The sequence below is a fragment of the Vibrio sp. VP6 genome, from assembly GCF_028823755.1.
GTDB classification, from domain to species: domain Bacteria; phylum Pseudomonadota; class Gammaproteobacteria; order Enterobacterales; family Vibrionaceae; genus Vibrio; species Vibrio parahaemolyticus.
The window spans coordinates 61643-74037 of sequence record NZ_JAPEID010000012.1 but is presented as its reverse complement, the minus strand read 5'-3'; the positions used below and the strand labels follow the sequence as shown (position 1 = coordinate 74037).

The 12395-nt window shown below is 45.1% G+C and carries 10 protein-coding genes and 1 pseudogene; 7 read left to right on the top strand and 4 right to left on the bottom strand.

Translation table 11 applies throughout. The features are described 5' to 3' along the window. Positions 1-57: 57 nt before the first annotated feature. Positions 58-623, bottom strand: a pseudogene (locus OU793_RS10180) (cob(I)yrinic acid a,c-diamide adenosyltransferase). 117 nt (positions 624-740) lie between these two features. Between OU793_RS10180 and OU793_RS10175 the strand changes: the two are divergent. Further along, complete coding sequence (locus tag OU793_RS10175) at positions 741-1190, top strand: low molecular weight protein-tyrosine-phosphatase (RefSeq protein ID WP_025509959.1); 450 nt, start codon at positions 741-743, stop codon at positions 1188-1190. Between the two features lie 61 nt (positions 1191-1251). Here OU793_RS10175 and OU793_RS10170 read toward each other — a convergent pair whose 3' ends face one another. Then, entirely contained in the window at positions 1252-2811 is a 1560-nt protein-coding gene (locus tag OU793_RS10170; RefSeq protein ID WP_017448358.1) for a SulP family inorganic anion transporter, read from the bottom strand. 328 nt (positions 2812-3139) lie between these two features. After that, a complete protein-coding gene (gene rne, locus OU793_RS10165; RefSeq protein ID WP_140103377.1) occupies positions 3140-6202 on the bottom strand; it encodes a ribonuclease E in 3063 nt (1020 codons plus the stop codon). 639 nt (positions 6203-6841) lie between these two features. Here rne and rluC point away from each other — a divergent pair. Beyond that, complete coding sequence (gene rluC, locus OU793_RS10160; protein ID WP_005461586.1) at positions 6842-7789, top strand: 23S rRNA pseudouridine(955/2504/2580) synthase RluC; 948 nt, start codon at positions 6842-6844, stop codon at positions 7787-7789. Between the two features lie 102 nt (positions 7790-7891). On the opposite strand, the gene OU793_RS10155 is transcribed toward rluC, so the two are convergent. Beyond that, positions 7892-8473 (bottom strand): nucleoside triphosphate pyrophosphatase, encoded by a 582-nt coding sequence (locus tag OU793_RS10155; RefSeq protein ID WP_029795764.1) that lies wholly within the window; start codon positions 8471-8473, stop codon positions 7892-7894. Positions 8474-8622: 149 nt separating this feature from the next. Between OU793_RS10155 and yceD the strand changes: the two genes are divergently transcribed. From yceD to fabD, 5 genes are all read left to right on the top strand, one after another. Then, positions 8623-9147 carry a 23S rRNA accumulation protein YceD gene (yceD, locus tag OU793_RS10150; protein ID WP_140103378.1) on the top strand — a complete coding sequence of 175 codons (525 nt, stop codon included), beginning with the start codon at positions 8623-8625 and terminating at the stop codon, positions 9145-9147. A 59-nt stretch (positions 9148-9206) separates the two neighbouring features. After that, complete coding sequence (gene rpmF / locus OU793_RS10145; RefSeq protein WP_005396978.1) at positions 9207-9377, top strand: 50S ribosomal protein L32; 171 nt, start codon at positions 9207-9209, stop codon at positions 9375-9377. 10 nt (positions 9378-9387) lie between these two features. After that, positions 9388-10413, top strand: coding sequence for a phosphate acyltransferase PlsX (gene plsX / locus OU793_RS10140; RefSeq protein ID WP_005490633.1), 1026 nt, complete (start codon positions 9388-9390; stop codon positions 10411-10413). 5 nt (positions 10414-10418) lie between these two features. Then, the gene (locus OU793_RS10135) at positions 10419-11369 is read left to right on the top strand and encodes a beta-ketoacyl-ACP synthase III (RefSeq protein WP_140103379.1); all 951 of its coding nucleotides are present in this window, start codon (positions 10419-10421) and stop codon (positions 11367-11369) included. A gap of 76 nt (positions 11370-11445) precedes the next feature. Beyond that, positions 11446-12369, top strand: a complete 924-nt coding sequence (fabD, locus tag OU793_RS10130) for an ACP S-malonyltransferase (protein WP_140103380.1) — start codon at positions 11446-11448, stop codon at positions 12367-12369. The last annotated feature ends 26 nt before the right edge of the window (positions 12370-12395 follow it).

Genomic DNA, 12395 nt, shown 5'->3' with positions numbered 1-12395 from the left:
TGTTGAAAGTGAAAGGGTTGGCATTGTGCCAACCCTTTTTTCATTGTGCTGCAAGCTTTACCAGTCGACGCCTTTCAGCGCTTTTACGCCAGATTCAAATGCGTGCTTTACATTCTTCACTTCAGAAACGGTATCGGCCATTTCAATTAGAGTGCGATGTGCGCCACGACCAGTAATCACAACCGACTGCATTTTTGGGCGATTGTTTAACGCTTCGACCACTTCGTCCAAATCGATGTAACCGTAACTCACCATGTAAGTTAGCTCATCGAATAAGATGACATTAATAGAGTCGTCTTGCAGCATGCGCTTACATTCTTTCCAGACCAGTTGCGCTGCTTCGGTATCGGCGGCGGCAATTCTACTCCCAATTTTTCTAGCAAGTTGCGCTCGCCGTTGTCCCAAGTGCCTTTGATAAATTGAGCCACTGAACACTTAAGGCCGTGACCGACGGCGCGAGCAATCGTGCCAAAGCCCGATGTCGATTTACCTTTACCATTACCAGTAATGATCAGCAGTAGACCTTTCTCTTCTTGAGCGGCCGCAATTTTTGCGTCTACCTGTTCTTTTACTTTTTGTTGGCGTGCCTTATGGCGTGCTTCTTTATTTTCTTCGATAGACATAATACTTCCTTAAATCCGTTTCGTGCTTTGCCCGCGGTAGCTTGGGTTCATTGAATTATCTCGCTATGATAGACCAACATATCGTGAAGAAAAACCATCGATAATTCAGGGAATAAAATGAAGAGAATACTCGTTGTTTGTATGGGAAATATTTGCCGTTCACCAACCGGTGAGGCCGTTCTGAGAGCTAAAGCGAAAGAGTTAGGTGTCGATGTCGACATTGATTCGGCTGGGACAATTGGCTATCACACCGGAAACACGCCAGACTCAAGAGCCATGGCGGCAGGGAAACAACGTGGCTATTCGTTTAAAGGAATGCGAGCACGCCAAGTGTCAGTGCAAGATTTCGAAGACTTCGATTTGGTACTGGCTGCGGATAAAGCAAACTTGGCTGACTTACTCGATATTTGTCCTGTAGAACATCGTCATAAAGTCTCGCTATTTTTAAGCCACTCTAATTCGAGTTATGACGAGATCCCAGATCCTTACTATGGTGGAGATGATGGATTTGAGTTGGTATTGGACTTAATCGAAGAGGCGTCGGTAGCGGTTTTGCAGAAGCTGTAATTATCACGATATCAGATAAATAATAAAAGGGATGAGCATTGCTCATCCCTTTACGCATAGATTAGCCAGCTAAAATGTCGGTTGCGACTTTGTAGCTAGGGTCTTCTTTCACGTTGATTTCGACTAGACTGCCAGCTTTGTCGAGTAGTTTGCGACAATCCGGACTTAGGTGACGAAGGTGAAGCGTTTTGCCGATGGAAGCGTAGCGCTCTGCTAGCGTTTCAATTGCCTCAATTGCCGAGTGGTCTGTGACGCGAGAGTCTGCGAAATCGACAATCACATCTTTAGGATCTTCTGGCGCATTAAACAGCTCGAGGAAGTTTGCTGCTGAACCAAAGAAAATTGGACCGTGAATTTTGTACTCTTTTGAGCCTTCTGCGTTCAAGCAAGTATCTGCGTAAATGTGCTTCGCATGTTGCCATGCAAACATCAGCGCTGAAGCGATTACACCAACCGCGACCGCAACAGCAAGGTCAGTCAGTACTGTAACGACGGTTACTAGTACGATAACGAAGAAATCTTGCTTTGGTACACGGCGAGCCAACTTAAATGTTGCCCATTCGAATGTGCCAATCACAACCATGAACATCACACCAACTAGGGCTGCTAGTGGAATCATTTCAATCAACGATGACGCAAACAAAATGAACATCAGCAGAGCTACAGCCGCTACGATGCCAGACAGACGGCCACGGCCACCGGAGTTTACGTTGATCATTGACTGCCCAATCATTGCACAACCACCCATCGCGCCGAATACAGAACATGTCATGTTTGCCATGCCCTGACCGATACATTCGCGGTTAGATTGGCCACGAGTATTCGTCATTTCGTCTAAAACGGTCAGCGTTAGCAAAGATTCAATTAGGCCGATGGCCGCAAGGATCACTGCATAAGGCAAGATGATTTGCAGAGTCTCTAGCGTAAATGGCACTGATGGAATAGAGAAGGTTGGCAAAGAGCCTGCTAGTGTAGCGGCTTCATTACCTGACATAGAACGTAGGAAGTCGACAACTGTACGTGTCTCTAGATCTAACCCAACAACTAGTGCAGTCACGGTTACGATAGCAACAAGTGAAGATGGCACTGCTGTTGTAATTTTCGGCAAGAAGTAGATGATCGCCATGGTCAGCGCAACCAAACCTAGCATTAACATCATTTGATCTTGTGGAAGCCAAGTCAGCACGCCATTCATGTCTGGAGCCTTGAATTGTCCCAATTGCGCGAGGAAGATAACAATCGCTAGGCCATTAACAAAACCAATCATTACAGGGTGTGGAACGATTCGAATGAATTTGCCCAATTTAAATAAACCGGCAGCAATTTGCAAAATACCGGCCAACATAATGGCAGCAAATAAGTACTGAACACCGTGGCTCGCAACAAGAGAGACCATTACTACAGCCATTGCGCCTGTAGCACCAGAGATCATGCCTGGGCGACCACCAAAGATTGAGGTGATAAGGCCAACGATGAATGCTGCGTACAGACCAACCATTGGGTCTACACCAGCAACGAATGCAAATGCTACGGCTTCAGGGACAAGTGCCAGGGCAACCGTCAAACCTGATAGCACGTCATTTTTAATAGAGTGCTTAGAAAATTGCGGGAATTCGAACATGTTTGTCTTTAAGTTCTCGTTGAGATGAGTTTATCCCGACACATATTCGTATTTGCATTAACCACTAAGTGATGAAAATACATTCAAGGTACTTAGTGTAAACCGTAGTAATAAAAGAGCAGCAGTAGAATGGTGTCGAAAACTTGAGTTGGCGAATGCTACCGAAAAGTGTGATTAAGTTCAAGAATGATACGGATAATGAACCACAAATGTGATCCGTCGTTGATATTAATATGACCAATTACGCTAGACCGAGAACAAACAAAAAAGGCCACCTTTCGGTGGCCTTTTGATTCTAGCTTTCAAGCTATCGCAATGATATTCAAACTTAGTTGAAGTTTGGCTTTGTCATTGCTGCAGAGGCGCGGTTTGTTGCCACTTGGCTACCAGCACCTTTAGCTTGGTAGCGTTCAGCTTTAAACGGCGCTGCGGCTACTTCGATTTCACGTAGTTCTTGAGGGCCAGGTGCTTTTGTCATTGGTGCGCTAGCTCGTGGCTTAGCAACAACGTTGATAACTTCAGCTTTCATCTCTGGCGCTGCTACTGGAGTTTCAACGGCAACTTCTGTTGCTGCTTCTTCCACAGTTTCTGCAACGACTGGCTCTTGAACCGGAGCTTCTTCAACAACTGTTTCTGTTGTTGCTTCCGCAACAGGTGCTTCAGCCACTTCAACGATCGGCTCTACAGGAGCTTGATCAACCGCTACTGGCTCTGCCTTTTCAGGCGCTACAGCTTCAACAATCGGTGATTCAGCTTTAGCTTCTACTGTTTCTTGAACTTTAGGTTCAACAACAGGTGCTTCAGCTACCGCTGGTTGCTCACGACGGATGATGACTTTACCCATTGCCATTTCAGGGCAAGCAAAACCACCTTGCATAGCAGGTACAGTTGCAATTGCCACAACCGCTTCTTCCTGAACTCGCTCTTCCTTCTTAGGCGCTGGTTTTGGAATGTAACGTGGCATCACTTTACCCATTGCCATCTCAGGAGATGCTACACCGCCTTTGCGCAGACGGAATGGGTTAGGACGACGATCACGACCACGACGACGACGTTGACCACTTGCTCGTAGGTGACGAGGAGAACGACGGTTACGACGTTGTTTCGATTCACCTTGCTTGTTGTCTTGCTGTGCGTCTGCTGCTGTATCAACGGCTTGATCTACTTGAGACTCAACAGGTTCAATTGCTTTCACTGCTGTTTCTTCTACTTGCTCATCGGCAAGTTGATCTTTAACACGAACAGATTTGTTCAGTTTGCGACGTTGACGGCGCTCTTTGACTTTCTCTGTTTTCGCGTTTGCTTTCGCTTTATTCTCTTCAGGCTTCACTTCTGAGCGAGCTTCAGCCGCAAGTTGCAAGCCTTTTTCCGCTACTTTCGCGTTTGCTTTCGGCTCTTGAGCTTTTTCAGCTTGTTGAGGTTTTGGCTTACGCTTCTGGCTACGGTTTGGTTGCTGTTTGTTTGCAGGCTGTTGAGCTTCGTTTTGCTCATTTGCTTGCTCTTCACGAGGCTTACGGCGACGACGGTTATCACGGTTTTCACGACCTTCGCGTTGGTTGCTACGACGACGGTCGTTGCGATCGCGTTTGTTGCGCTTGTTGTCGCGGTTTGATTTCTTCTCTTCTTGTTTTGGTTCTTCTTTTACTTCTTCAGAACCACCAAATAGGAAGCTACCTAGTGCTTTAAACAAACGGCTGAATAGGCCAGGTTTTGCTTCTTGCTCTACTTCTTTCTTCTTCGCTACCGGCGCAGGTTTAGAAACAGGAGCTGGAGCGGTTTGAGCTGGCGCTGCAAAGCCCTTAAGAACTGGCTCTTCGATTCGCTTAGGTTTGATGTCTGTTTCAGAAGGTTCTTTACCTTCTGCTTCTTTCATTGCTTCCAACTTCTTAGGAAGTAGGTAAGAAATTAAATCAAACTCTTCTCCTTCGCGTACGCGAATTACTTCAAAGTGCGGTGTTTCCATGTCTGAGTTAGGAACAACCGTAATTTTCACTTCTTGAATTCGTTCGATATGGTTAACCGAGCGACGTTTTTCGTTCAATAGGTAAGATGCGATTGGCACTGGTACCACAGCCAATACTTGAGCTGTGTTGTCTTTTAGTGCTTCTTCTTCAATCAAACGAAGAACAGAAAGTGCTAGAGATTCGTTGTCACGAACAACACCTGTGCCGCTACAGCGAGGACAAATGTGGTGGCTTGCTTCTGCAAGAGAAGGGCTCAATCGTTGACGAGACATCTCTAGAAGACCAAAGCGTGAGATACGACCGATTTGTACGCGAGCACGATCTAGTCGAACAGCTTCACGTAGGCGGTTTTCTACTTCACGTTGGTGGCGTACTGGTGTCATATCGATAAAGTCGATAACCACTAGACCACCTAGGTCGCGTAGACGCAATTGACGAGCGATCTCATCTGCTGCTTCTAGGTTGGTATTAAGTGCTGTTTCCTCGATATCACCACCCTTAGTTGCACGAGCAGAGTTGATATCGATAGAAGTCAGAGCTTCCGTTGGGTCGATTACGATAGAACCGCCAGATGGTAGGCGCACTTCACGTTGGAAAGCCGATTCAATTTGGCTCTCGATTTGGTAGTGGCTAAACAGCGGCACTTCGCCTTCGTACTTCTTAACGCGGTTGATGAAATCTGGGCGAACCAATTGAATGTGCTCTTTCGCACGTTCATAAATGGTGTTGCTGTCGATAAGGATTTCACCAATATCACGACGTAAATAGTCACGAATTGCACGAACGATAACGTTACTTTCTTGGTGGATTAAGAATGGGGCAGGGTTAGAGTCTGCCGCGCCCTTAATCGCGCTCCAATGGTTCAGCAGTACGTTCAAGTCCCACTCAAGTTCTTCTGCGCTCTTACCAACGCCAGCAGTACGAACAATCAGACCCATGCCTTGAGGCAGTTCTAGAGTGCTTAATGCTGCTTTTAGTTGAGTACGCTCATCACCTTCGATACGGCGAGAAATACCGCCTGCACGAGGGTTGTTTGGCATAAGAACAAGGTAGCTACCCGCAAGAGAAATAAACGTGGTTAGAGCTGCGCCCTTGCTACCACGTTCTTCTTTTTCTACCTGTACGATTACTTCTTGGCCCTCAGTCAGCACTTCTTTAATGCTTGGACGGCCTTGGTAGGTATAACCTTCAGGGAAGTATTCGCGGGCAATTTCTTTAAGAGGGAGGAAACCGTGACGCTCAGCACCGTAATCAACAAATGCGGCTTCTAAGCTTGGTTCAATACGTGTGATACGTCCTTTGTAGATATTCGCTTTTTTAGATTCATGTCCTGGACTCTCGATATCAAGATCGAAAAGTCGCTGGCCATCAACCAGAGCGACACGCAACTCTTCTTTTTGAGTTGCGTTAATTAACATTCTTTTCATTGAAAATTCTCGTTGTCTTTTCTTTTATATCTTTCTTGTCGACTTGCCACGTTTTTTTCGCTGTTTCACGGTGCCTGATCCCATGGCTAATATTTTGCAGCCTCCCGGCTGGAAGGGGATGCTCTGGGGCACTTCAGTCATCACAAATCTATTTTGGTTTCTGTTAGAAACGTAGACTTGTAACCCGCTATTTGGGCGGTAGGTACTCAACGTGAATATGCGAGGAGTAGGGTGGCAAGAGTGTTGAATTCAATGTGTCTTACGCCAATGCAGCACCTGAGCTTCAACCTTCTACTCACATTGCTTGAGGACAAATGATTGGTAGTGAATAAAATATAACCAAACCTTCCTTAGCAGCTGTGAACTATAGCAGTGCGCGTGGATATCAGCAATCTGCTTTAGCGCAAACGATGGAAAATTTGCCGCTAAACTCAAACTTTCCAATTTATAACTGGCTGTTAAATAAGCGATTGAATCACGTAAACTTCCAAAGACAGAAAACAAAACCCGAACAAGGGAAAGGGTTTTAATAATCTAAACAAAAGGTTGGCGTATTTCGGAGCAGATTCTCGCAACAAGTGTTTCTTTTGCAGCAAGAATAATGTGAAGTCACGCGGATTTACGTTTACAATAGCGCGCATGAGCGAGATAAGAACACAAGTCCAGTTCGTTGATATCGACGAAGACATGGCGGGTCAACGCATTGATAACTTCTTGCGTAACCAATTAAAAGACATTCCAAAGAGCATGATTTATCGAATCGTGCGTAAGGGTGAAGTGCGCGTGAACAAAAAGCGCATCAAAGCCGAATATAAACTAAAAGCTGGCGACCTAGTCCGAATTCCACCTGTAACGGTTGAGAAAAAGGAAGAGGATGTCGCACCAAGCACGAAACTTAATAAGGTTGCTGAACTAGAACATATGATCATTTATGAAGATGATCATATGCTGATTCTGAACAAACCGTCTGGTACAGCAGTGCATGGTGGTAGTGGCTTGAAGTTTGGTGCAATTGAAGCATTAAGGGCATTGCGTCCACAGGCACGTTTCCTCGAATTGGTTCACCGTATTGACAGAGATACCTCGGGTATTTTACTGGTTGCTAAAAAGCGCTCCGCGCTTCGCCATTTGCAAGCGCAGTTCCGTGAAAAAACGGTGAAGAAGTTTTACTTCGCCTTAGTGATGGGGCAATGGAAAAGCAGCTGTAAAGTTGTGAACGCCCCCCTGCTTAAAAATGAAGTGAACAGTATTGTACGAGTGAACCCAAACGGTAAGCCATCGGAAACGCGTTTCAAAATTCTTGAGAAATTTGAGCAAGCGACGTTGATTCAAGCCAGCCCAATTACGGGGCGTACTCACCAAATTCGTGTGCATACTCAGTACACCGGACATCCTATCGCATGGGATGATCGTTACGGAGATAGACGTTTTGATGCCTACACTGGTCAACTTGGATTGGACCGTTTGTTTTTGCATGCCGCGAACATTAAGTTTCAACATCCGTCTAATGATGAATGGATGGAAATTAATGCTCCGATGGAATCCAAACTAGAGAAAGTGCTTGTTGGATTAAGAAAGGCAAACTGAACGCATTTACTATAAACAAAGGGAGCTTTAGCTCCCTTTTTGCATTCCACTTATATATTAGGTTTCAAATGATGAAATGATGAGTAGAGGCGTTGATTAAACTTACAAGATCTCGAAACCTTGCTTTTGCAGCATATCAATCAAATCAATCAAAGGCAGGCCAACGAGAGTGTTTGGATCTTTGCCGACTAACTTTTCGAACAAACAAATTCCCATCCCTTCGCTTTTGAAGCTGCCAGCACAGTAAAACGGTTCTTCTCTGTCGACGTAACGTTCAATTTGTTCACGGTTTAAGTTTCTAAAATGCACTTCAAAAGTGTCGTAGCCAACTTCAGTCAGATTCGTCACCGAGTTATAAACCGCCAGTCCGGTATAAAAAGTGATGGCTTTACCACTTTGAGCAAGTAATTGATTGATAGCATTTTCACGATTTAGAGGTTTGCCAACGACTTTTCCATCAATTACGCAAACTTGATCGCTGCCGATGACCAAACTTGGTTTTTTAATAGAGCAAGAGGTTGCTTTGTTTACGGCTAAGCGCTGCACTAGATCCAGAGGAGTTTCACTCTCATACGGCGTTTCATCGCAGTCAGGAGATAAACAAATGAACGGGACTGAAAGCTTTTCAAGCAGTTGTTGACGAAAAGGGGAGGTTGAGGCTAAAACCAGTTGGTAATTTTTCATTTTGAATTACAATTCACGCAAGCATTTCCAATAGGATAATCGATCAAAATTGATTATGGCTAATGCTCTGTATGTTAAGCGTAAAAAAGTACAACTTTTTTGCCTTTTTCTTTGACTAATTTTGATTTGGAAGATAATATTCGCGCCCTATGCAAAAGGTAAAAATACCGCGAAAGGTTGATCCAGCAAAGTCCGCACAGAAACGATTAGATTACGATGGCATCATCCAAGCTAGTCTTTTCAAGCGCTTAGCGGAAGCAACTGAAGGCGTAAAACGCGACGCAGAAGTCTCATTGTCATTTGAGATAGATGAACAGCGACTTGTTGTTATCTCTGGTAAAGCTAACATCGAAGTCGAACTAGAGTGTCAGCGTTGTAATGAGGTATTCACACACGCGTGTGAAGTTGAATTCCTTTACACTCCTTACTACGGTGAGAAGACGGAAGAGGAAGCACCAGAAATTTATGATTTGGTAGATCTAAATGAGTACGGTGAATTAGACCTTATACAACTGGTTGAAGACGAGTTCATCTTAGCATTACCTCAAATTGCGATGCATGATGAAGCGGATTGTAGCGTTGATTCAAATAACATGGTTTTTGGTGAGCTTCCTGAAGAAATTGAGGAAAAGAAACCGAATCCATTCGACGTTTTGAAAAATCTGAAAAAGTAACTGGTGTGGTAGCCGCTTCTTCTTTAGGTTTTTAACCCAATAGTATAGGAGTAGGGTCAATGGCCGTACAGAAAAACCGTAAAACTCGTTCTAAGCGCGGTATGCGTCGTTCACACGATGCGCTAACTACAGCTGCACTATCTGTAGACGCGACTTCTGGTGAAACTCACCTACGCCACAACGTAACTGCTGAAGGTTACTACCGTGGTCAAAAGGTTATCAACAAGTAAGGTTGAACCTTTGCAAAGTATTACCGTTGCACTTGATGCAATGGGCGGGGATTTCGGTCCACGCGTAACAGTGCCTGCCGCCGTGCAGGCACTGTCTCATTTCCCAGAGCTAAAAGTGATTCTTATAGGTGATCAAAGCCTGATCACATCTCAATTATCTCAACTCGGTACCTCTACCAGTTCCCGCTTGACTATTCTTCATAGCGAGAAAGTTATCTCGAACTCAGAAAAACCGTCTTTAGCATTACGCAATAGCCAAAACAGTTCTATGCGTATGGCAATTGATCTGGTTTCTGACCAAGAAGCGGATGCTTGTGTAAGTGGCGGCAACACCGGCGCATTAATGGCGCTGTCGCGATTTATCCTCAAGTTGCTTCCCGGTATAGAGCGGCCTGCTTTAGTTTCAGCTTTACCCACCATCAGTGGCAAACGTACTTGGATGTTAGATCTTGGTGCGAATGTGTCTTGTGACGCAGACAGTCTGTTTCAGTTTGCCGTGATGGGCAGTGCATTAGCAGAAGAACACCTATGTCGTCCTCCTCGCGTTGCTGTACTTAATATTGGTGCAGAAGAAATTAAAGGGAACGATTTAGTTAAACGCTGTGCAGAAATGCTTTCTCAAACCGACGCTATCAATTTTGTTGGTTATATTGAAGGTAATCAAATTTTGCATGACGTAGCCGATGTCATCGTTTGTGATGGATTTGTTGGCAACGTATGCTTAAAAGCCAGCGAGGGAACAGCACAACTTTTTATCGAAAAACTAAAAACCAGCATGATGGCATCGACGATAAAGGGTTGGATTGCTAGAAAGTTGTTTTCTCGGCTATTTAATGAACTAAAAACACTGAACCCCGACCAGTATAACGGCGCAAGTTTGCTAGGATTGCGCGGCATTGTCATAAAAAGCCATGGAAGTGCGGATGTATCTGCGATTGTCAATGCACTTGGCGAGGCAGTACACGAGGTCAAACGACAAGTACCAAGCCGTATTAGCGATCGTTTGGAAGCGGTTTTACTCGAGAGGCATTATTAGTCTTCATGTATAGCAAAATTTTAGGTACTGGCAGCTACCTGCCATCTCAAGTGCGTACTAACGCAAACCTAGAGAAAATGGTAGATACAAGTGATGAGTGGATCGTAGCTCGTACTGGTATTAAAGAGCGTCGAATTGCAGCAGAAGACGAAACTGTTGCGGACATGGCATTCTACGCAGCTGAAAACGCTATCGATATGGCCGGCATTGATAAAAATGATATCGACCTAATTATCGTTGCTACCACGAGCAGTAGCCATACTTTCCCTTCATCTGCGTGTCAGGTGCAGGCAAAGCTTGGCATTAAAGGTTGTCCGGCTTTCGACTTAGCCGCTGCTTGTTCTGGTTTTGTTTACGCATTGTCTGTTGCGGATCAACATATCAAATCAGGTATGTGTAAAAACGTATTGGTGATTGGTGCAGATGCACTGTCTAAAACGTGTGATCCAACTGACCGCTCAACTATCATTTTGTTTGGTGACGGTGCGGGTGCAGTTGTTGTTGGTGCAAGCCAAGAGCCTGGCATTATCTCTACGCATATCTACGCGGATGGCCAATTTGGTGATTTATTAAGTCTACCTGTACCAGAGCGTGGTAAAGATGTTGATAAATGGCTTCATATGGCTGGTAACGAAGTATTCAAAGTTGCGGTAACTCAACTGTCTAAACTCGTTAAAGATACGCTTGAAGCAAACGATATGCACAAGTCTGAGCTAGACTGGCTAGTGCCGCACCAAGCGAACTACCGTATTATTTCAGCGACGGCGAAAAAACTGTCAATGTCACTAGACCAAGTTGTTGTCACATTAGACAGACACGGTAACACGTCGGCAGCGACAGTTCCGACGGCGCTTGATGAAGCGGTTCGTGATGGCCGTATTAAGCGTGGACAAACGTTGCTACTTGAAGCTTTCGGTGGCGGTTTCACATGGGGCTCTGCTCTGGTGAAATTCTAAGTTTCGCGAGAATTCAAAATTTAAGGTGCACTCACGTGCATCTTATTTCTTTTTACATTGCTTAAAGGAAAACAACATGAGCAAGTTTGCTATCGTATTTCCAGGTCAAGGTTCTCAAGCTGTAGGTATGCTTGCTGATCTAGGCGAACAATATGACGTAGTAAAACAAACATTTGCAGAAGCATCTGACGCACTAGGTTACGATCTATGGGCGCTTGTTCAAAATGGCCCTGCTGAAGATCTAAACCAAACTTTCCGTACTCAGCCTGCATTGCTTGCTTCTTCTGTCGCTATTTGGCGCGTATGGCAAGAGCTTGGTCTAGAACAACCAGCAAACCTAGCGGGTCACAGTCTCGGTGAATACTCAGCGCTTGTGTGCGCTGGCGTGATTGACTTTAAAGAAGCAATCAAATTGGTTGAACTACGTGGCAAGCTAATGCAAGAAGCGGTTCCTGCGGGTATTGGCGCAATGTATGCAATCATCGGTCTAGATGATGATGCGATTGCAAAGGCGTGTGAAGAAGCAGCGCAAGGCGATGTCGTTTCTCCAGTAAACTTCAATTCTCCTGGTCAAGTTGTTATCGCAGGTAGTAAAGATGCAGTAGAGCGCGCTGGCGCACTGTGTAAAGAAGCTGGCGCGAAACGTGCTCTTCCTCTTCCTGTGTCAGTGCCTTCACACTGCGCGTTAATGAAACCAGCAGCAGATAAACTAGCAGTAGCGCTAGAGTCTATCGAATTCAACACACCACAACTTCCAGTTATCAATAACGTTGATGTGGCAGCTGAAACTGACCCTGCAAAAATCAAAGACGCGCTTGTTCGTCAGCTATACAGCCCAGTTCGTTGGACTGAAAGCGTACAGCTAATGAGTGAACAAGGTGTAGAAAACCTTCTTGAACTTGGCCCGGGCAAAGTTCTGACAGGTCTAACAAAACGTATCGTGAAAACACTAAGTGCAGCAGCAGTTAACGATGTGGCGTCGTTAGAAGCCGCTAAATAATTCTTTCACGATAAGAAAAGGAAAAC

Excerpts from the sequence above, each read along its gene's own strand:
- OU793_RS10175 (WP_025509959.1), top strand. The coding sequence starts at position 741 with ATGAAGAGAATACTCGTTGTTTGTATGGGAAATATTTGCCGTTCACCA.
- OU793_RS10170 (WP_017448358.1), bottom strand. The coding sequence starts at position 2,811 with ATGTTCGAATTCCCGCAATTTTCTAAGCACTCTATTAAAAATGACGTG.
- rne (WP_140103377.1), bottom strand. The coding sequence starts at position 6,202 with ATGAAAAGAATGTTAATTAACGCAACTCAAAAAGAAGAGTTGCGTGTC.
- rluC (WP_005461586.1), top strand. The coding sequence starts at position 6,842 with ATGAGCGAGATAAGAACACAAGTCCAGTTCGTTGATATCGACGAAGAC.
- OU793_RS10155 (WP_029795764.1), bottom strand. The coding sequence starts at position 8,473 with ATGAAAAATTACCAACTGGTTTTAGCCTCAACCTCCCCTTTTCGTCAA.
- yceD (WP_140103378.1), top strand. The coding sequence starts at position 8,623 with ATGCAAAAGGTAAAAATACCGCGAAAGGTTGATCCAGCAAAGTCCGCA.
- rpmF (WP_005396978.1), top strand. The coding sequence starts at position 9,207 with ATGGCCGTACAGAAAAACCGTAAAACTCGTTCTAAGCGCGGTATGCGT.
- OU793_RS10135 (WP_140103379.1), top strand. The coding sequence starts at position 10,419 with ATGTATAGCAAAATTTTAGGTACTGGCAGCTACCTGCCATCTCAAGTG.
- fabD (WP_140103380.1), top strand. The coding sequence starts at position 11,446 with ATGAGCAAGTTTGCTATCGTATTTCCAGGTCAAGGTTCTCAAGCTGTA.